The 19,725-nt window shown below is 65.5% G+C and carries 15 protein-coding genes; 3 read left to right on the top strand and 12 right to left on the bottom strand.

Annotated features, from left to right (window positions below):
* Positions 1-6: 6 nt before the first annotated feature.
* Together DW352_RS04295 and sseA are read left to right on the top strand one after the other, a co-directional pair.
* Complete coding sequence (locus DW352_RS04295; protein ID WP_115688842.1) at positions 7-723, top strand: alanyl-tRNA editing protein; 717 nt, start codon at positions 7-9, stop codon at positions 721-723.
* A gap of 66 nt (positions 724-789) precedes the next feature.
* Positions 790-1,644, top strand: a complete 855-nt coding sequence (gene sseA, locus DW352_RS04290) for a 3-mercaptopyruvate sulfurtransferase (RefSeq protein ID WP_115688840.1) — start codon at positions 790-792, stop codon at positions 1,642-1,644.
* Positions 1,645-1,738: 94 nt separating this feature from the next.
* Here the strand turns inward: sseA and DW352_RS04285 are convergent, their stop codons facing one another.
* The 6 genes from DW352_RS04285 to DW352_RS04260 all read right to left on the bottom strand — a co-directional run bounded on the left by DW352_RS04285 (position 1,739) and on the right by DW352_RS04260 (position 6,912).
* Entirely contained in the window at positions 1,739-1,960 is a 222-nt protein-coding gene (locus tag DW352_RS04285) for a ribbon-helix-helix domain-containing protein (protein WP_115688838.1), read from the bottom strand.
* Between the two features lie 96 nt (positions 1,961-2,056).
* Positions 2,057-2,383: a helix-turn-helix domain-containing protein gene (locus DW352_RS04280; protein WP_115688836.1), complete on the bottom strand. Its 327-nt coding sequence runs from the start codon at positions 2,381-2,383 to the stop codon at positions 2,057-2,059.
* Between the two features lie 269 nt (positions 2,384-2,652).
* Entirely contained in the window at positions 2,653-3,438 is a 786-nt protein-coding gene (locus DW352_RS04275) for an amino acid ABC transporter ATP-binding protein (protein WP_115694232.1), read from the bottom strand.
* 11 nt (positions 3,439-3,449) lie between these two features.
* Complete coding sequence (locus tag DW352_RS04270) at positions 3,450-4,610, bottom strand: amino acid ABC transporter permease (protein WP_115688834.1); 1,161 nt, start codon at positions 4,608-4,610, stop codon at positions 3,450-3,452.
* A 17-nt stretch (positions 4,611-4,627) separates the two neighbouring features.
* A complete protein-coding gene (locus tag DW352_RS04265) occupies positions 4,628-5,821 on the bottom strand; it encodes an amino acid ABC transporter permease (protein WP_115688832.1) in 1,194 nt (397 codons plus the stop codon).
* 80 nt (positions 5,822-5,901) lie between these two features.
* On the bottom strand, positions 5,902-6,912 hold the full coding sequence (locus DW352_RS04260; RefSeq protein WP_115688830.1) for an amino acid ABC transporter substrate-binding protein: 1,011 nt from the start codon (positions 6,910-6,912) through the stop codon (positions 5,902-5,904).
* A 232-nt stretch (positions 6,913-7,144) separates the two neighbouring features.
* On the opposite strand from DW352_RS04260, the gene metC reads away from it, so the two are divergent.
* Positions 7,145-8,329, top strand: a complete 1,185-nt coding sequence (metC, locus tag DW352_RS04255) for a cystathionine beta-lyase (protein WP_115694231.1) — start codon at positions 7,145-7,147, stop codon at positions 8,327-8,329.
* 18 nt (positions 8,330-8,347) lie between these two features.
* Here metC and DW352_RS04250 read toward each other — a convergent pair whose 3' ends face one another.
* The 6 genes from DW352_RS04250 to DW352_RS04225 form a co-directional block, all read right to left on the bottom strand.
* Positions 8,348-8,677 (bottom strand): lipid-A-disaccharide synthase N-terminal domain-containing protein, encoded by a 330-nt coding sequence (locus DW352_RS04250; RefSeq protein ID WP_115688828.1) that lies wholly within the window; start codon positions 8,675-8,677, stop codon positions 8,348-8,350.
* 66 nt (positions 8,678-8,743) lie between these two features.
* Positions 8,744-9,475: a glycosyltransferase family 2 protein gene (locus tag DW352_RS04245; protein ID WP_115688826.1), complete on the bottom strand. Its 732-nt coding sequence runs from the start codon at positions 9,473-9,475 to the stop codon at positions 8,744-8,746.
* 44 nt (positions 9,476-9,519) lie between these two features.
* Positions 9,520-10,374, bottom strand: a complete 855-nt coding sequence (locus DW352_RS04240; RefSeq protein WP_115688824.1) for a phosphatase PAP2 family protein — start codon at positions 10,372-10,374, stop codon at positions 9,520-9,522.
* Positions 10,371-12,095, bottom strand: a complete 1,725-nt coding sequence (locus DW352_RS04235; RefSeq protein ID WP_115688822.1) for an ArnT family glycosyltransferase — start codon at positions 12,093-12,095, stop codon at positions 10,371-10,373. Before DW352_RS04235 ends, DW352_RS04240 begins: the two co-directional genes overlap by 4 nt.
* A 75-nt stretch (positions 12,096-12,170) precedes the next feature.
* On the bottom strand, positions 12,171-14,225 hold the full coding sequence (gene pbpC / locus DW352_RS04230; protein ID WP_115688820.1) for a penicillin-binding protein 1C: 2,055 nt from the start codon (positions 14,223-14,225) through the stop codon (positions 12,171-12,173).
* Positions 14,222-19,417: an alpha-2-macroglobulin gene (locus tag DW352_RS04225; RefSeq protein ID WP_115688818.1), complete on the bottom strand. Its 5,196-nt coding sequence runs from the start codon at positions 19,415-19,417 to the stop codon at positions 14,222-14,224. The genes pbpC and DW352_RS04225 overlap by 4 nt, the downstream gene beginning before the upstream one ends.
* Positions 19,418-19,725: the final 308 nt, after the last annotated feature.

Raw genomic sequence — 19,725 nt, 5'->3', positions numbered from 1 at the left:
GCCTAGATGGCGACGGACTGCCTGTTTCGCGACGACTCGTATCGCCAAGCCTGCGACGCCCGCGTGCTGGCGATCACCGAACAAGGCGGGCTCGTGCTCGACCGCACCGTGTTCTACGCCACGTCCGGCGGCCAGCCGGGCGACACGGGCGCGCTGATCACGGCTTCCGGCGCGCGCATCCCGATCGCGACCGCGGTCTATACCGATGCCGCGAAGACCGAGATCGCGCATGTCCCGGCGGATGGCGCGTCGGCCATCGCCGTCGGCGACACGGTCACCGCCGCGATCGACTGGGACAAGCGCTATGCCCGCATGCGCATGCATACGGCGCTGCATCTGCTGTCGGCCGTGCTGCCTTACGCGGTGACGGGCGGCTCCGTCGGCGACACCGACGGCCGCCTCGATTTCGACATTCCCGAGGCCGGCCTCGACAAGGACGACATCGCCGCCAAGCTCGCGGCGATGATCGCCTCCGGAGCGGCGGTCACCAGCCGCTGGATCACCGATGCCGAACTCGAAGCCAATCCGGGGCTGGTCAAGACCATGTCGGTGAAGCCACCGATGGGCACCGGACGCGTGCGGCTGATCGAGATCGCCGGGCTCGACCTACAGCCCTGCGGCGGCACGCATGTCCGCAAGGTCGACGAGATCGGTGCGGTGCAGATCACCGGCATCGAGAAGAAGGGCAAGCAGAACCGCCGCGTGCGGCTCGCCTTCGCCTGACGTTGCGCGCACGGAACGATTGAGGAATGGCGCGCATTACCAACTCTGATCCAACCCGGCAGTGACATGACAAACACAAAACCAGCGAGCCAATGGCTCCGATCCCCCGAATGGCTCGCGGCCGAGCTCGGCAAAGACAACCTCGTTGTGGTCGACGGCTCTTTCTATCTGCCGACGCAGAACCGCAACGCCAAGGCCGAGTATCTCGCCAAGCACATTCCCGGCGCCGTCTTCTTCGATATCGACGCCGTCGCCGACCATTCCACCGACCTGCCGCATATGCTGCCGGGCCCAACGGAGTTCGCGAAAGCCGTCGGCGCGCTCGGCATCGGCGAGCAAGACACGATCGTCGTCTATGATGGCCTTGGCCTGTTTTCGGCGCCGCGCGTGTGGTGGACCTTCCGCATCTTCGGCGCGAAGAACGTCTTCATCCTCGACGGCGGCCTGCCGGCCTGGATCGCCGAGGGGCGTCCGACCGAAGCCGGCGAGGTGAAACGCCCGGCGCGGCCCTTCAACGCCGAGATGGAAACCAGCGCCGTCGCCATGCAGGCCGACGTCCAAATGGCGCTCAACGACGGCAGCGTCCAGGTTGTCGATGCCCGGTCCGCCGGCCGCTTTGCCGGCCGCGATCCGGAACCGAGGCCGGGCCTGCGCGGCGGCCATATGCCGGGGGCGCTGAACGTGCCCTCCTCCGAGCTCGTGGAGAATGGGCGGCTGATTGCCCCGGACCGCATCGCGCAGGTCTTTGCCAAGGCCGGCGTCGACGCGGACAAGCCCGTCATCACCACCTGCGGATCCGGCGTTTCCGCCGTGATCCTGGCATTGGGGCTCGACGCGCTCGGCAAGAAGCCGGCCCGGATCTATGACGGCTCGTGGTCGGAATGGGGGGCGAGGCCCGATCTCCCCGTCGAACGGGACTAGTCCGCCGACGGCTTACGGGCCGCGACGTGCGCACGCGAAAGAAGACTTGGACGCCACCAATGAGGGCGGCGCCCAAGCGGATGGCACGAAAGTGTCAGGCCGCGCGCGAGCGATAGTGATCGAGGACGAACAGACGGATGTGCGACGACAGATTGGTCGCCTGACGACCGACATTGATCTCGTTGAGCAATGCCGACATCGATACGCGCCGATGGTCCGCGATTTCCCGCAGCGCATGCCAAAACATGTCTTCCAGCGTGATGCTGGTTCGGTGCCCTCCGATTGTTACCGAACGTTTCACAATTAGCGACTTCATCAGTGGCTCCCCGATGCCATTCGATTCAGCTCAGTCAGAAAAAATATGAAAGTGAAATTCCAAACGCGAAACTGTGATTTATATCGGCGTACTCGCTTAGATTGTAATAACGCGATCTCGTATTGCGAGTGCAACCGCATGGGTGCGATTGACGGCCCCCATCTTGCGCACCGCGGTCTGAACGTGCTCGTCGACCGTGCGCTTGGCTATGTCGAGAATCTCACCTATCTCCCAGGCGGACTTGCCCCGTGCGACCCAAGTCAGCACTTCGATTTCTCGTGCCGTTAGCGAATAGAGTTTGGCGCCGAGCGCGCGCCGGGAGTTCGCGGGCATGTCGGTCAGCTCAAGGCCGTTACCAGATCGATCGTCGTCCGGCTCAAGTAGATCGTCCGCTGAAGCGAGTAAGATCGCGTGTCGTGTCATGGCCGATTACGGCATTGTCACAGTGGCTGGTACTGTGATTTGTGACGGTGGTCGCCCGCGCAAAGGCTGAGCGGCCGATTTTTATTGCTTCTTGCTGAACTACGCCGCCGAATACACGTCGCGCTTATTCTGCATTTATAATCTAGATTGCGTGCAGCGCCGTTTGTCGCCACTGCGCGTCTCGTTGAGACTGAGTGACGTCCAAACGCGGCGGAATTGCGCCTCGGAACGGTAATCCCAGAGGCCTCACATAAAATGCGCGTAAAGAATCAACGCAGTATTTGGCTGAGGAACAACTTGGTCCGTTCGTGCTGAGGATGCGAGAAGAATTCCTCAGGCGCGTTGGCTTCAACGATCTGCCCTTGATCCATGAACACGATACGGTTGGCGACCTGGCGGGCAAACCCCATCTCGTGTGTAACCACCAACATCGTCATACCGTCTTCGGCGAGGCTCACCATCGTGTCGAGCACCTCCTTGACCATTTCCGGATCGAGCGCAGAGGTCGGCTCGTCGAACAGCATGATCTTAGGATTCATGCAGAGCGCGCGCGCGATCGCGACCCGCTGCTGCTGGCCGCCCGACAGCTGACCGGGATATTTGTTGGCCTGCTCGGGGATCTTCACGCGGCGCAGATAGCTTAGCGCCACCTCCTCCGCCTCTTTCTTCGGCATCTTGCGCACCCAGATCGGCGCCAGCGTGCAGTTCTCCAGCACGGTGAGATGGGGAAACAAATTGAAATGCTGGAAGACCATGCCGACCTCGCGGCGCACCTCGTCGATCTTCTTGAGATCGTTGGTCAGTTCCACGCCGTCGACGAAGACGCGGCCGCTTTGATGTTCCTCCAGCTTGTTGATGCAGCGGATCATCGTCGATTTGCCGGAGCCGGACGGTCCACAGATCACGATGCGCTCGCCGCCCATGACCTTGAGGTTGATGTCGCGCAGAACGTGGAAATCCCCGTACCACTTGTTCATGCCGACGATCTCCACCGCGACCGGCGTCTTGAGACGGCTTGGCTTGGTGGATACGGCCGCATTGGTCGTGAAAGCCATGAGCATGAACCTCAGCGCTTGTCGCCGGTCGCGAGGCGGGCCTCGACGGCACGGGCGTAACGGGACATTCCGTAGCAGAACACGAGGTAGAAAATCGCCGCCACGGCGTAGCCCGTCGTGCTGGTCACCGGCGTCGCCCATTTCGGGTCGATGCGCGCCACTTCGATGGTGCGCAGCAGGTCGAAAATGCCGACGATGAACACCAGCGTCGTATCTTTGAACAGCGCCACGTAGTTGTTGACGATGTTCGGAATGGTGACCCTGAGCGCCTGCGGCAGGATGATGAGGCGCATGCGCTGCGGATAGTTGAGACCGACCGCCATCGCCCCTTCGAACTGGCCTTTGGGAATCGCTTGCAGGCCGGCGCGCACCACCTCCGCCATGTAGGCCGACGCGAAGAGCGCGATGCCGATCAGCGCTCGCAGAAGCTTGTCCGGCTCGAAGTTCGGCGGCACGAATAAGGGCAGCATCACGCTCGCCATGAACAGCACGGTGACGAGCGGCACGCCACGCACGAACTCGATGAAGATGACGGAGAAGAGCCGTACCGCCGGCATCTGCGATCGGCGGCCGAGTGCAAGGGCGATCCCGAACGGCAGCGACACGACGATGCCCACCGAGGCGACCACGATGGTCACCAGCACGCCGCCCCAGAGAACGGTATCGACCACCGGCAGGCCGATCGCCTCAAAGCCGTGCAGCAGGATGAACGAGACGACCGGCAGCACAGCGAAAGAATAGATCATGCCGAGGTCACGGCGCGGCGCACTGAGCCAGAGCATCCAGACGACGCCGAGAGCCAGCAGGGCGAAGAACAAGTCCACGCGCCAACGCTCCGGGATCGGATAGGAGCCATAGATGAAATACGGCAACCGCTCCCACACGAACGGCCAGCACGCGCCAATCGCGTGTCCCTGCACAGCCTCGTGGCAGGCCTCGCGGTCGGCGCCTGTCCACACCGCGTCGATGAACAGGAACCTGACGATCTCCGGCACCACCCAGGCCAGCAACAACGCGATGAGGATGGTGAGCACGATGTTGAACGCACTGGAGAACAGGTTCTCGCGCATCCAGCCGAACGCGCCGGTCATCCGCACCGGCGGCGGCTGCGCCGGTAAGAATTCGCGCCGTACGAAGGCAGGGCCGGTCGGAACGAGTTCGGTGTCGGACATAGCCATGCTGCCGATCCTCACCGTTCGACCAGCGCGACGCGCTTGTTGTAGATGTTCATCGCCAGCGAGGTCGTAAGGCTGATGAAGAGATAGACCAGCATGGTGATGGCGACGACCTCGACCGCCTGGCCGGTCTGGTTGAGCACCGTACCCGTGAACACCTGCACCAGGTCGGGATAACCGATCGCCACCGCCAGCGTGGAGTTCTTGGTCAGGTTCAAATACTGATTGGTGAGCGGCGGCACGATCACGCGCATGGCCTGCGGGATGACGACCAGCCGCAGCGTCGGCCGCGGCTGCAGGCCGAGCGAATAGGCCGCCTCCACCTGCCCGCGCGACACCGCGAGCAGCCCCGCCCGCACCACCTCGGCGATGAAGGCAGCCGTATAGATCGACAGGCCGAACAGCAGCGCCACGAATTCCGGCAGCACTTCGACGCCGCCGGAGATGTTGAAGCGGCCGGCCTGCGGCGATTGAAACAGCAATGGCGCGCCGGCGAGGAGAAAGACGGCGAGCGGCGCGCCGACGACCAGTGCCAGCGTCACCCAGGCGACGGGCGCCTGGCGTCCGGTGCGCTCCTGCCGGCGGTGCGCCCACAGGCGGAACGCGATCGCCGCGATGATGCCCGCGACCAGGGCGATCTGCACCCATCCGAAGCCCTCCAAGGGCGACGGCTTGGGCAAAAACAAACCGCGATTGTTGAGATAGACGGCGCCGCCGAGCGTGAAGCTGTCGCGGATGTCCGGCAGCGTCTTGAGCACCGCGTTGTACCAGAACAGCAATTGCAGCAGCAGCGGCAGATTGCGGATGGTCTCGACATAGCAGCCGGCGGCCTTGGCCAAGAGCCAGTTCTTGGACAGGCGGGAAATGCCGATGATGAAGCCGAGAATGGTCGCGAAGAATATGCCGAGACCGGCGACCAGCAGGGTGTTCAGCAGTCCCACCCAGAAGGCGCGGCCATAGGTCGACGCCTGCGAGGAATAAGGGATCAGCGTCTGGCTGATGTCGAAGCCGGCATTGTTGTCCCAGAAGCCGAAACCGGAGGCGATGTTGGCGCGGCGCAGGTTCTCGATCGCGTTGCTCGCCGCGCCATAGACCAAGAGGCCGATGATCACGCAGAGGCCGACTTGATAGACGGCGCTTCTGACCTTCGGGTTGTTATAGAGCGCAACGCGCGGCGGGGGCGATTCCGTCCTCAGGTCGGTCGACATCTATCCCCTCGCGCGCGTGCTGGTTCGGCCCACACGTCTCCCGTCAAACGAACCTGCGCCCGGCGCGCCGATCGTCCGCGTCAGCGGACCGGCGGCGCGTATTGGATGCCGCCCTTGTTCCACAGGCGGTTCAGCCCGCGGTCGATCTTGAGCGGCGAGCCCTGCCCCACATTGCGCTCGAAGCTTTCGCCGTAGTTGCCGACCTGCTTCACGATGCGCACGACCCAATCCTTGGTCAGCCCGAGCTGCTCGCCGAAATTGCCTTCGGTGCCCAACAGCCGCTTGATCTCGGGGTTGTCGGACTTGAGCATCTCGTCGACGTTCTTGGAATTGACGTTGAGTTCTTCCGCGTCGAGCATCGCGAACAACGTCCACTTGACCACGTCGAACCATTGGTCGTCGCCATGGCGGACCGCCGGCCCGAGCGGCTCCTTGGAAATGATCTCCGGCAGGATGATGTGGTCGGCCGGATTGGCCAACCGCAACCGCTCGGCGTAGAGCGCCGAAGCGTCCGTGGTGTAGGCATCGCAACGGCCCGCGTCATAGGCCTTCACGGCCTCATTGGCGGTAGCGAAGGTCACCGATTTCATCTGCATGTTGTGCGAGCGGAAGTAATCCGCGAGGTTGAGCTCGGTGGTCGTGCCCTGCTGCACGCAGATCGACGCGCCATTGAGCTCGAGCGCCGAATTGACCTTCAGCGCCTTGCGCACCACGAAGCCCTGGCCGTCATAGTAGTTGACGCCGGTAAAGTTGAGGCCCAGCGAGGTATCGCGCGACGACGTCCAGGTCGTGTTGCGGGCCAGAACGTCGACCTCGCCGGACTGCAAGGCCGTGAAGCGATCCTTAGCCGAGAGCGGGACGAACTTGACCTTCTTGGGATCGTTGAGGACCGCCGCCGCGATCGCGCGGCAGAAGTCGACGTCGAGGCCGGTCCAGTTGCCCTGCGCGTCCGGCAAGCCGAACCCGGCCAAGGTGCCATTGGCACCGCAATTGAGCGTGCCGCGCTCTTTGACGGTCTTCAGCACTTGCGCCGAGGCGTCTTGCGCGACGGCAAAGACGGCAAGCGCGAATAATGCGGCAATTTTTTTCATCGAATATGGCCCCTCTGGCGCAGACGCGACACTCACACCCTCGAGCAGGCCGAATCTCGCGACCGGCCAAGCCTGGCGCGGCGCGAAACGAATCCAGCCTGTCCTCAAGATCCCTCGGTGCGCCGCATTCCAGAACGAACGGGTTGCAACGTCAAGGGGTTGACGCCTCCTGCCGATGCAGCGGTATATGACTTTCGCGGTTCCGCACCGCTTTAAAGCCCTGCCGTGGATCATGAGCAAGAAACCGAGCACACCGATTAAGCCGGATACCCTGCTGGTCAATGCCGGACGCGACACCAAAATGTCGCACGGCTTCATCAACCCGCCGGTCTACCACGCCTCCACCCTGCTCTATCCGACGGCCGAGGATCAGGTCGCGCACCGATCGCGCTATCAGTACGGCCGCCGCGGCACCCCGACCAGCGAGGCCCTGGAAGACGCGCTGCAGGCGATCGAGGGTGAGAGCTGCGCCGGCGTGGCATTGCTGCCGTCGGGCCTTGCGGCGATCACCAGCGCCCTGCTCGCGGTCGTCGGTGCCGGCGATCACATTCTTGTCACCGACAGCGTCTACCGGCCGACGCGCACGTTTTGCGACACGATCCTCAAACGCATGGGGGTCGAGACCACCTATTACGACCCCTCGATCGGCGCCGGCATCGCCGCGTTGTTCAAGCCGAACACCAAGGCGGTGTTCACCGAAGCGCCCGGCTCGCAAAGCTTCGAGGTCCAGGATATCCCGGCCATCGCCAAGGTCGCGCACGAGAAAGGCGCGCTGGTATTGACCGACAACACCTGGGCCTCGCCGCTCTACTTCCGCGCCCTCGACAAGGGCGTGGATCTGTCGATCCAGGCCGGCACCAAATATATCGGCGGCCATTCCGACATCATGTTCGGCTGCGTGTCGGCGAGTGCAAAGGCGGTCAAGCAACTCAAGGACTACGTCTACACCACGGGCCTGTGCGTCGGGCCTGACGACATGTTTCTTGCGTTGCGCGGCCTGCGCACCCTGAGCGTGCGCATGAAGCGGCATTTCGAATCCGGGCTCGAAATCGCGCGCTGGTTCGAGCAGCGGCCGGAGGTCCTGCGCGTCATGCATCCGGCGCTCGCGAGCGACCCGGGACACGTCTTGTGGAAGCGCGACTTCACCGGCGGCTGCGGTCTGTTCAGCATCGCGCTCAAGCCGGTCGATCAGAAAGCGGTCTACGCCTTCATGAACGAGCTTCAGTTGTTCGGCATCGGCTATTCGTGGGGCGGCTTCGAAAGCTTGGTGATCTCGTTCGACTGCGACGAGTATCGCACCGCGACCAAGTGGTCGCCTGGCGGCCCGACCTTACGCTTCCATATCGGCCTGGAAGACCCTGCCGACCTGATCGCCGATCTCGAACGCGGCTTCGCCGCATTGAAAGCCGCCGGCTGAGTGACGCCGGCGCGCTTTTTAGGCCGGCGCGCCTTGGCCGCCGCTGCGCAGGACGAACTGCAGATTGCGCAGATAGACGAACACGCCGAAGGCCTGGCCGAGGATGAAGACCGGGTCTTTGCGATAGAGCGCGTAGCCGAGCAGCATGAAGCCGCCGCCGATCGAGAATACCCAGAACGCGGTCGGCACGACGCTCTTGCCCGCCCGTTCCGACGCGATCCATTGCACGACGAAGCGCATGGCGAACATGGCCTGCGCAAAATAGCCGATCAGGATGCCCCAATCGATGTTGCCGACGAACACGTCGTGCAGATAACCGCCGACGGCGTTTGAGATGTCGACCAGCATAGATGTCTTCCTTTAGTGGCGTGTGATCTTGTCCGAAAACCGGTTCCCGCTTTTCGGGATCACGCGCTAACTCTCCGCAATTTCCGGCACCCGTTTGCGGCGGCGGATCAGCCACCACACGCCGGCGAGATCGAGGATGCCGACCCAGAGACGGTCCCACATCCCGTAATTCGACACGCCGGCATGACGCGGCCTGTCGACGACATCGACGTAACCGACCGTCTTGCCTTCGCGTCGCACCAGCGCCGGCAGGAAGCGGTGCAAGCCATCGAAATAAGGCAGGCTCAAGAACACGTCACGGCGGAAGCCCTTCAATCCACAACCGGTATCGCGCGTGCCGTCACGCAGCACGGTGCCGCGCACCTTATTGGCAATACGCGACTGCATCTTCTTGAACGCCGTCGCCTTGCGTCCGACGCGCTGGCCAGCGACCAAGCCCATCGCCTCGCCGCCCTTCTCCAGCGTCTCGATCACCGCAGGAATGAAGGCCGGATCGTTCTGACCGTCGCCATCCAGCGTGACCACGATCGGCGCACGCGCGGCCTTCACCCCCGAGCGCACGGCCGCCGACTGGCCACAAGATTGTTTGTGGCGCACACGGCGCAGCCAGCTATGCTGCGCCATCAAGCGCTGCAGCTCGTCCTCGGTGCCATCGCTCGAGCCGTCGTTGACGTAGACCACCTCGAACGGCCAGCGGCCGTCGAGCGCGGCGGCGATTTCCGCCACCAGCGGCGCGATATTGCCGGCCTCATTGCGCACCGGCACGACGACGGAAACCGCCGCATTGTTCGTGATCATAGGCAAATTCAGGTCCTGCCGGCCATCACGGCCGCCGGGGGTTCTTATGGGGCCAGAAGGTCGCGGGCAACTGATTTGATCCGCCGCACGGAGGGGCCGGGATACTGGTGCGGCACGCCATCCGGACCGACCGAGAAACCGAGCCGGCGCAGCGCAAAATAGCGCCGCACCAAGAGCGCGCCGCCGATGCCCACCAGCGCGCCGCCGGCGACGTCGGTCGGGTAATGTGCGGTGACCACCACCCGGCTGACCGCGATCAAGAACGCATAAATCAACAGGACCGTGCGTGCCCGCGGAAAGAGCGTGCCGAAGGCCACCAGCACCGCGAAGGCCGTGGTCGAATGGCCGGACGGGAAGCTGGCATAGTCGGCGCGCCAGATGAACGGGCTGAACACGTAAGGGTCCGCCGACCCCGTCACGAACGGCCTCGCACGGCCGATCATGCGCTTGACGATGGTCACGAACAGGCCCGGCACCGCGATCGCCAGAAAGAGGAAGCCGACGCGCACCATGATCGCGGCGAGGACGCGTTGGCTGATACGGTTGGTCAGCGGCGGCAGCGCGGCGAGGCCGAGAAACAGCAGCCCGAGCGGCCACAGGAAGTAGCCCGATTTGCCGTAGTCGGTGATGTTGTCGAAGAAATCGATCAGCCAGCGCGGCATGCGGCCTGCCGCGGCGCTGGCGCGCGCGTCGAAGACGACCATCACCACGACAAAGAATACGAGCGTCACAAGCGCCGCGATCAGCAGATGACGCGTCGGCAACAGCCATCGCTCCGCCGGACGGATGCGCGCCGGCCGCGCCAATACCGTGACGGCGGCGACCACGTTGTCGGCGCAGCGCCGCCAAGCAGGCGCATCGCCGCGCGGACCGCGGTCCACGCCGTTGGCCATCGTCATGGCGTTTCCATCGACCGGAAGATGGTCAACACGACCGGCTTGCCGATGCTGATGTTGAAGCCTTCGATCCGCTGGCTGAGCGCGTAGCGTAGGCCGATGGCGTTGGCGCGTTGCACGAAACTGCGCTCGCTGCGCGGATCGACCAGCGCGAAATGGCACGCGCCCTGGCGCAGGAATTCGGCCGCGCCGGCGCCGTCCGTGAAGCGCGTATCGGTGCCGACCGAGAACACAAGACTCGGCTCCTGATAGGCGTAAGTCGATGCGACATGCGGATTCTCGCACCCCGCCGCGTGCAGTTCACGCGCGATGACCGCGCTTGGAAACAGCATCGGCAACAGGGGGAAGGTCACCGCATAGACCGTGAAAGCCACGAACACCGAGGCCACCATGCCGCGCAGCAGCGCGCGTTCGGCGCCATCGACGTCGTACAACCACCACGCAAAAAGGCCGAGGATCGCGGCCACCGCGGCCGAAGGCCACGCAGCCAATCCGAGGTCGCGGCCGAAGACGATGAAGATCGCGACCACGGCAACGGCAATGACCGCCGGAAACAAGAACCAGCCGACCGTGCCGCGCACCATCCAAGGCTTCTTGGCAAGCGCGTCGCGTTCGAGAATGCCGGCGATCAGGATGGCAATGGCCGGATAAAGCGGCAGCACGTAATGCGGCAGCTTGGTCATCACCACTTCGAAGACGATCCACGACGGGACCAGCCACGCCAGCAGGAACTGCGCGCCGGGCTCCTTGCGCGCGCGCCACACCGTCGGCGCGGCGAGCCCCGCCAGCACCGAACCCGGCCAGAAGGTCACCCAGAACAACAGAAAGTAATAGCCCGGCGGCGCGCCATGGGCCTCCTGCCCGCTGGTCACCTTGCTCAGCATGTCCTGGCCGACCGCCTGGACGAAGAAGCTCTCGCCGGACTTGAGGGCGATGGCGATGAACCAGGGCGACACCAGCAGCAGCATCCAGATGAAGCCGGCAATCGGCTTGAGTTTCCACAGCCAACGCGCCGAACGGTCGACGATCGACAAGGCGCCCGCGGTCAGCACCACGAACATCAGCACCAGCGGTCCCTTGACCAGCGCGCCGGCGGCGATCGCCGTCCACATCAAGCCGGGCATTTGCCAGCCGACCGGCTTTTCAGGCGTGCGCCGCTCGTTGAGATAGATGCGCGCCATCGCGCCCATCGCCAGCACGGACGTAAACAACAGCACCGCGTCGGTCTTGGCGAGGCGCGCCTCGACGCCGAGCAGCACCGCGCTCGCCATCATCAGGGCCGCCACCAAGGCGGAGCGGCGCGCCACGAAGGCGAGCGCAACCCAATAGGTCAGCAGCACCGCGCCGATGGCGCCGAATAGCGACGGCAAGCGATAGAGCCAGATCGTCGTGTGCGCTTCGGACACGCCGAGCGCACTGCCCACCTTCACGGCCGCCGATTGCAGCCAATAAATGCCGACGGGCTTTTTGTAACGGACCTCGTCCTGGAAGCGGATGTCGACATAGTCGCCGCTCTCCAGCATCTGCTTGGTCGCTTGGGCGAAACGGGCCTCGTCGCGGTCGACCGCCGGGATCTGGAAGAAGCCGGGGATGAAGGCCAGGAGCGCGAATGCCAGCAGAAGGACCGCGGCGCGCTTGTGCGAGGTCGTGGCCCAGTCGAGCGCGGTGGCAAGTCCCCGCGGTGGGGCCAGAGATCGGCGCTCGTCGTTAATGGTCGTGCTCATCGGTGTCGGGCGCGTTCTGAACCAGTAACGCCCTGAGAACAATATGCTTCCAGAGAGAGACGTGTCATTCCCGCACTACTGCAACCTTACGGTCACACTGTCGGTGGCGCCGCGCGCGTCCATGACCGTCAGGCGCACGAAACCGGGGCCATCGGGGCGGAAAAACAGGGTCCGGCGCGCACCCGGCGGGGCCAGCGGGACACCATTGACCATGACCGTCAGCGGCGTGCGGCCGCCGGCGATCTTGAGGGCCACCGGATCCGGTGCACCGAGGGCCGACAGCTCCAACCGCGCGCCGTCGGGTGGGAACATGATGCGCGGCGCCTCCACCGCCTGCCCCGGGCTGCCGGCCGGACTGAATTTCTGCAGCGGCGGCGGCAGCTTGGCGTTGGTGGCGAACATGACGCCTTTGGGCGGCTTCGGCAGCGACACTGGCGTATGGCCGGCGCGGGCGAAGGCATCGAACAGAATCGGGGCGGCGGTCACGCGGCCGATGATCCCGGGAACGGGATTGCCGTCGGGCCGGCCGACCCACACGCCGATGGTCATGCGGCCGTCGAGGCCGACCGACCAGGCGTCGCGATAGCCGTATGAGGTGCCGGTCTTGAAGGCGAGCCGGCCGAACGGTGCGTTTTCCGGCGGCGGCGCGCCTAACAGCACGTTCGTGACATACCAGGCCGCGGCCGGCGCCAGCAGGCGACCCGGACTCGCGGCGGCTGCGCCGGCGCGCTCGGTCAGCGGCACGACCTCGCCGAGCCGCGCCAGCCCGACATAGAGCATCGTCAGATCGGCCAGCTTCACGCCGACGCCGCCGAGACCCATCGCGAGGCCCGGCGCCTCGCCCTTCGGCAGCACCAGGGCCGCCCCGGTCTGCGTCAGCCGCGCGCTCAGCCGGTTGATGCCGACCCTGCCGAGCACGGCGATGGCCGGGCCGTTGAGCGACAGTTGCAGCGCCTTGCGAATGCTGACCGTGCCCTGAAAGGTCAGGTCGAAGTTCTCCGGGACGTAATTGCCGTAGCGTTGCGGCTGGTCGTCGATCAACGTCTCGGGGTGGATGAGCCCGTCTTCGAAGCCGAGGCCGTAGATGAACGGCTTGAGCGTCGAGCCCGGTGAGCGCAACGCTTGCGTCATGTCGACCTGCCCGGCCCTGCGGGCGTCGAAATAGTCGGCCGAGCCGACATGGGCCAGCACCTGACCCGTCGCATTGTCGACGGCGAGGATCGCCACCGAAATTTCAGGGCCGAGGGCCCGGGCCCGCTCCCGCGCCAGATCCTCGAGCGACTTCTGCAACGTGGCGTCAATGGTGAGACGGTGCACGCGCACATCCGGCTCGGCCAACAGCACCGAGTCGGCGGCGTGCGGCGCGAGCGTCGGCAGCTGCTTGCGCTCCGTCGGCACCGGCCCCGCCTTGGCACGAAGGACTTCGTCCGGGGGGATCAGCCCCTGGGCGGCGACGCGGTCGAGCACGCCGTCGCGGGCGGCCTGGGCGGCTTCCGGATGCCGGTCCGGCCGGCGGCGCTCAGGCGCTTGCGGCAAAGCAACCAAAAGTCCGGATTCGGAGAGGGTTAGACGCTTTGGCTCTTTTGAAAAGTAAGCCAGCGAGGCGGCCCGGATGCCTTCCAGATTGCCGCCATAGGGTGCGAGCGTCAGATAGAGCGAGAGAACATCCCGCTTGCTAAGGTGCCACTCGAGCTCGAGGGCGCGGACGATCTGACGGGCCTTGGCACTGAAACTCCGTTTCTCACGGGGTTCCAAAAGCCTCGCCACCTGCATTGATAAAGTACTTCCGCCAGAGACGATATGTCCTTTTGTTATCAACTGAAATGCCGCCCGCACGAGCGCGTATAAGTCGACGCCGTCATGCTCGTAGAAGCGCCGATCCTCGTAGCCGAGCAGCACCTTGATCAGGCGCGGATCGACGTCGTCCGGGGTCGCCGGCAGGCGCCAGCGGCCGTCGGGCGTCGCATAGGCGCGCAGGAGCTTGCCGTCGCGGTCGACGACGATGTGCGACAACGCCAGGTCGTTGCCGAGCGGGGCCGGCCCCAGCGACCAGACCCACAAGCCGAGGGCGAGCGCGCTCGCCATGAGCGCGCCGCCCAGACTAATGAGATAGGTCCGGTACCGCTTCATCGGCCCGCCGCGATCTCCACGGTTCCGGTTCCGGTGCGGCCGAAGCGGTCGGGCCGGTACATGTCCTCGACCTTAGCCTGCGGCAGCACGTAGCGGCCGGGCGACACCGCCCGCACCACATAGGCCACCGTGAACACCGGCGGCGATTCCGACGTGCGGTCGAATGCCGCCGTGAAGCGATCATCGCGGAACTCGCTGCTGACCGGTTCGGCGGCGTCGGCGATCCAGGTCAGCACGCCGGTGTTGCCCGACGAGACCAGCCGCGGATTGTCGATCTCGAACCCGGCCGGCACGTAGTCAGCGACGATGACACGGCCAAACTGCGGCTGCGGCTCGGTCGAGGTCAGCACCACGACGAAGCGGTCGTTCTGCTTCGCCTTGCTGGCATCGGCCGGTTCGCCGTCGAGCGTGAAGAACTTGCGCTCGATCTTGAAGCCCCGCTCGGCCGCAGGCTCCGGCGTCGTCGGCGCGCCGCTCACGGAGACGACCGCCTGCACAGTCCCCTCGCCGCTGTTGGTGACAGCGAAGGGCGCCGCGAGTTGGTCTTCCTTGAGCGTGCGGTAGAACGCGCCCTTCTGCGTCTCGCCATTCGCGGTCAGCGAGACGGTGCTGAGCTGCTTGGCCAAGGCGCGGGCGGCCAGCACCAGCCAGGCGTCCTCCTGCGTCGAGGTGTTGTTGAACAGTTTGCGCGCGGCATCGACGCGCAGCACCGCCTGATCGATCGTGGCCTGCGGCGCCCGCCCTTCCGAGGCGAGCGTCACCAGCGCCGCGGCATCGCGCAGCGCCGAGCCGAAATCGGCGCGGCTCACATCGATCTTCGGCTGTGCCGGCAGCGCCGTGAGCGCCGCGAGATACGCGCGGTCGGCGCGCTCCTTGTCGCCGATCATCGACAGCGCCGCGGCGAGTTGCGCTTTGGCGATCGGCGTCGCCAGATCGCCGATCTTGACGTCGGCGAGATAGCGCAAGTCGCCGATCGGCGCCGCGCCGTTGCGGGCCAGCACATACAGCGCATAGGCCAGCTCCCGGCCGCCGTCCTTGGCCGGTTCAGGCGCGCTGGCCGCGTAATTACGCAGCCGATCGATGGCCAAGGTGAAGGCCGTCTGCGGCACCTCGAAGCCCTTCTCCTTCGCCCGCGTCAGGAAATCGGTGACATAGGCGTCGAGCCAGGGATCGTCGCCGCCGACGGACCACAGGCCGAACGAGCCGTTAGATCCCTGCCGTGCCAGCAACCGCGGAATGGCGTCGCGGATGCGGGTGTCGATCTCGCCATCGGGCGCGAGGCGCGCCTGCGCGGCGAGTTCATTGACGTAGAGCATCGCTATGGCGCGGCTCGCGATCTGCTCGGAGCAGCCATAGGGGTAGCGGTCGAGCGCGTTCAGCAACGTCGCCGCATCGAGCGAGGTCGAGACCGCGACCGACAGCGCCACCCTGCCCGTTCCCGGCACCAGGTCGGCGAACATGTCTTTGTTGAGCGTCAGCGTCTCACCCTTGGCCAGCGGCCGTATGGTGCGGCGGGTGAGGATTTGCGTCGCCGCGCGCACGTCGAGCGCATAAGCGCGCGCGAGCGCGAAGTTGTTCGGGCCGGTGACGTTGACCGTTACCGTGGTGGCGCCGGCGCCCGACGCCGATACCGGCACGGACACCTTGCCGCGCGCCTTCTGCGCCAAGGTCAACTTCTGCGGCACGGCACCGTCGACCTTCGCGGCCCCGTCCGTGGTCACCGCGATGCTGTAGTCGCCCGCGGCACCTTCGACGTTATCCAACTCGAGCTGGATCGCGCCGCGATCGCCAGTGCGCAGGAAGCGCGGCAAGGTCGTGGTCAGCACGACGGGATCGCGCACGATCACGTCACCCGATGCTTTGCCGACCTTCTCCTTCGACCACGCCACCGCCATCACGCGGACCGTGCCGGCGAATGCCGGGATGTCGAAGGTCACATTGGCCGTGCCGTCGGGACCGACAGTGATAATGCCGGAGTAGAGCGCGAGCGGCGCTTGCGTCGGCGGCGCGCCGGTGAGCTCGCCGCCCATGTCGCCGCCGGAGCGGATGGCGCCGCGCGCGCCTTGCATGCCGTCGATCAGTTGCCCGTAGAGGTCGCGGATCTCGGCGGTCAGGCGGCGCTGGCCAAGATAATACTCGTCCGGCGCCGGCGGCTTGTAGTTGGTGAGGTTGAGGATGCCGACGTCGACCGCGGCGAGCACCACCCGCGCCTCTTCGTTCGGGTTGAGGCCGCTGATGCGGACCGGCACCGTGAGCGTTGCATTCGGCCGCATCGCCGGCGGCATATTGAGCGCGACGCCGAGCGTGTGCGTCGCCTTGTCGATGCCGAACCACTGCACGCCGATGGCGCGGCCGGGCATGCGCTGCGCCGGCGCATCGAGCGGCCGGCGCAACGTCGCGACCATGTAGGCGCCGGTGCCCCAATCGCGGCCGACGATCATCTGCATCTTGGCCATGCCGGGCTGCACGTCGAGCGACTGCGTCGCGACCAGACGATCGGTGAACACGTTCAGCGTCAGGCGGCCGGCAGTGCGCGCCGTGACGGCGATGTTCATCGTTTCGGCGGCGGCGTAAGTCGGCTTGTCGAGCGCCAGCTCGAGCAGATCGGGCGTGTCAGCGCTGGACTCGGCATAGAAGCCGGCATCGAAGGCGTAGGAGGTGATGACGCCGGACGCGTCCGACACTTCCAGCCGGTAGCGGCCCCACTTCACCGGCGCGGAAATGCGGCCGGGTTTGTCGGCGGCCGCGTCAACGGTGCCGTTCGCCACGCGCGCGGTGCGCTTGATCGGCTCGAACTCCCATTGATTGCCCTGCTTGTACCACTGGTACGAAGTCTCGATGCGCAGCAGTTCGTAACGCAGTCCACTCTTGGCCTGCGTCTTGCCGTCGGGTGCGACCCAGACGACGTCGAAATCGGCATTGGCGCCGTCGTCGAGCGAGCGGCCGGAGAATGCCGGCTTGATGCCGATCATCGGCGCATTGGCGGCGATCGGCAGCGTCAGCTGACGCTCGACCGCGCGGCCGCCCGACTCCGCCATCGCGACGGTGATCTGCGCCTGCAGCGGGCGCATGCTGTCCGGGAGCTTCTCGGGCGTGAACGCGAGCTTGGCCTTGCCGCTCGCATCGGTCTGCGGCGTATCGGTCAATTCCTGCCGCAGCGGCGTCGCGTCATCGTCGGCGAGACCGAACACATAACCTGCGAAGCCGGCCCGGTCGCGCGCCGTCGAGATCGTGACGCTACCCGACAAATCGAGGCTGGAGGCCGGCGCGCCATAGAGGAAGCGGCCGTCGACATTGAGTTCGACCGGCGCGTCGCGCGGCACCACCTTGGCATCCGTCGTCAGGTCGAACTCGATACGGTCGGGCACGTAGTCCTCGACCATGAAGGTGGTCTCACCGACCGCCGGCCGCTTCGGGTCCGTATAGGCGCGCACGCGCCACGTGCCGGTCATCGCCGAGGTAACGATCGGCACGCTCAACGAGCGGCCACCGAGCCCCTGGTCCTGCACCACCTGCCGCCGGTAGCTGACGCCGTCCGGCCGCTCGACGACCAAAGTCATCGGCACATCGAGCGCGGCCGCGCCGCGCGCGTCGCGCAGCAACGCCGTGATCTCCACTGTCTCGCCGGTGCGGTAGACGCCACGCTCGGTGTAGACGAACGCATCGAGGCCGACCGGGATCGGCCGGCCGGCCACGCCGCGATCCGACAGGTCGAAGGCGGCGCCCTTCAAATTGAGGAACGCGTAGTCGCTCTTATCGCTCACCACGATCGCCGCCGGCGACTGGCCGCCCTCGCCGCGCGCCAGCCCCGCTTCGAAATGGACGAAGCCGTCCTTGTCGGTCTGCTTGGTCGCCAGCACCTCATTGTTGCGCGCGACCAAACGCACCTCGGTCTGCGGCTTGGGCTGCGCGCTCGCCAGCGAATGGATGAAGACATCGACGCCGTCATGCGTCGTATAGGCCGTGAGCCCGAGGTCCGAGACGATGAACCACTGCGTCGCAAGTTGGTCGTAGTCTTCGGTGACCTGTTCCTTGGGTGACGCGGTCATGGCGTAGACGCCGGGGCCGATCGACTTGAGCGCCTCCTCGACCGGAAAAGCCGTCGTCACCTCGGCGTTGAGCTGCGGCGTCACGGTAAGCTCGCCGCTCCAAACCTTGGCGCCGCGTTCGCTGGCGATGTTCTCGGCCTGATAGCGGCTCAAATTGCGCTGGAAGTCGTAGCCCAGCATGGTCTCGATCAGATTGCGGTCGCCGATGCGGTAGACCGAGAGAACGACCGTCGCGGTGTTGACGCTCAGCACCGGAATGCCGCGCTGGCCCGTCTTCGGCAGGACATAAGCGCGACCGGAGAAACGCACGAAAGGCTTACGGTCGCGCACAAAGATCGTGAAGGTCGCGGTCTTGGCCAAAGTCTCCTTGACGGTCGACGGCAGCCCGGCGCGCAACGTCACTTCGTAGCGCTCGCCGTGCTTGAGGCCTTCGACGCAAAGCTGCCTGTCGGTGGCCGAGACGGCCGGCTTGTCCTGGCCGGCGACGGCCACGTAAGGCGAGAAGTCGGTGCGCTTGCCGGGCAGTTCTTCCGAGAACTGGAAACAGACGCGCGGCGACACGGCATCCGAGTCGACGCTGTAGTCCAGCATGCGGAATCCGTGCTCGACGCGCAGCCGCTCGTAGACGCCGCGCAGCTCGGCGCTCTCGCGCAATTCGAGCGCCAGCCGCATCGAATCGAGCGCCGGGCGCCATTGCTGACGATCGGCGAGGCTGCGGCCGAGCAACGCCAGGCTGTCGGCCTGCGTCGGCGTGTCGCTTGCACGCTGATAGGCGATGTAAGCGGCAGTGCTGGCGCGGTCCTGGAGCAGCGCCTTTTCCTTGTCGTCGCGCGGCCGGATCTGGCGCACGGTGCGCGCCAATCGCAACCAGCTCTGCGCATCGTTCGGAGCGGCCGCGATCAATTGGCCAAGCACCACCATGCCGGTGCGGAAGTCGTTCTTCTGAAAGGCGGCGTCGGCGTCCTTGCGCAGTTGCGCGACCGACTTGGTCACCGCCCCGGCGTCGGTTTTGATTTGCTCCTCGAGCTTGAGGCCGGCGGCGTCGAGATCCTCGCGCGTGAAGGCCTTCTCTTGGGCAAACGCGGAGATCGAAGCGAGAGCGAGCAGCGCGGCGGCAATACCGGCGCGAACGAGCATGCGCATGTTGGACAAACCTCCCGAAGCAGCCAACGACAATATTCCAGCGCCCGATGGTGTCGAGGTCGTGACCGGCTGCGACGGTTTGTCGTCGACGGTCGCGTTAGGTTCAATCAAAGCCTAGATCGGCCACGCCGCTGTTGATTCTCGACAATATTATCGCGTGGCGGTGACGATCCGTGCACCGCGGGAAAACGCGGTTAAAAACGCGAGGAAGCCGGTATAAGCATTTGTAACGACTGGCGGATATAACGGGCCTCGGTCTGCGGAGCTCACTGGCGCCGCGGCGTCGGTTACCGCTTGTGACTGGCCTT

Origin of the sequence: Pseudolabrys taiwanensis (genome assembly GCF_003367395.1) — a bacterium.
Taxonomy (GTDB): Bacteria; Pseudomonadota; Alphaproteobacteria; order Rhizobiales; family Xanthobacteraceae; genus Pseudolabrys; species Pseudolabrys taiwanensis.
Note: the sequence above shows the minus strand (reverse complement) of the source record. Positions and strands in the feature narration are given on the sequence as shown.

Bases quoted from the DNA above. Each gene is read 5' to 3' on its own strand.
- DW352_RS04295 (WP_115688842.1), top strand. From the start codon at position 7: ATGGCGACGGACTGCCTGTTTCGCGACGACTCGTATCGCCAAGCCTGC.
- sseA (WP_115688840.1), top strand. From the start codon at position 790: ATGACAAACACAAAACCAGCGAGCCAATGGCTCCGATCCCCCGAATGG.
- DW352_RS04285 (WP_115688838.1), bottom strand. From the start codon at position 1,960: ATGAAGTCGCTAATTGTGAAACGTTCGGTAACAATCGGAGGGCACCGA.
- DW352_RS04280 (WP_115688836.1), bottom strand. From the start codon at position 2,383: ATGACACGACACGCGATCTTACTCGCTTCAGCGGACGATCTACTTGAG.
- DW352_RS04275 (WP_115694232.1), bottom strand. From the start codon at position 3,438: ATGGCTTTCACGACCAATGCGGCCGTATCCACCAAGCCAAGCCGTCTC.
- DW352_RS04270 (WP_115688834.1), bottom strand. From the start codon at position 4,610: ATGTCCGACACCGAACTCGTTCCGACCGGCCCTGCCTTCGTACGGCGC.
- DW352_RS04265 (WP_115688832.1), bottom strand. From the start codon at position 5,821: ATGTCGACCGACCTGAGGACGGAATCGCCCCCGCCGCGCGTTGCGCTC.
- DW352_RS04260 (WP_115688830.1), bottom strand. From the start codon at position 6,912: ATGAAAAAAATTGCCGCATTATTCGCGCTTGCCGTCTTTGCCGTCGCG.
- metC (WP_115694231.1), top strand. From the start codon at position 7,145: ATGAGCAAGAAACCGAGCACACCGATTAAGCCGGATACCCTGCTGGTC.
- DW352_RS04250 (WP_115688828.1), bottom strand. From the start codon at position 8,677: ATGCTGGTCGACATCTCAAACGCCGTCGGCGGTTATCTGCACGACGTG.
- DW352_RS04245 (WP_115688826.1), bottom strand. From the start codon at position 9,475: ATGATCACGAACAATGCGGCGGTTTCCGTCGTCGTGCCGGTGCGCAAT.
- DW352_RS04240 (WP_115688824.1), bottom strand. From the start codon at position 10,374: ATGACGATGGCCAACGGCGTGGACCGCGGTCCGCGCGGCGATGCGCCT.
- DW352_RS04235 (WP_115688822.1), bottom strand. From the start codon at position 12,095: ATGAGCACGACCATTAACGACGAGCGCCGATCTCTGGCCCCACCGCGG.
- pbpC (WP_115688820.1), bottom strand. From the start codon at position 14,225: ATGAAGCGGTACCGGACCTATCTCATTAGTCTGGGCGGCGCGCTCATG.
- DW352_RS04225 (WP_115688818.1), bottom strand. From the start codon at position 19,417: ATGCGCATGCTCGTTCGCGCCGGTATTGCCGCCGCGCTGCTCGCTCTC.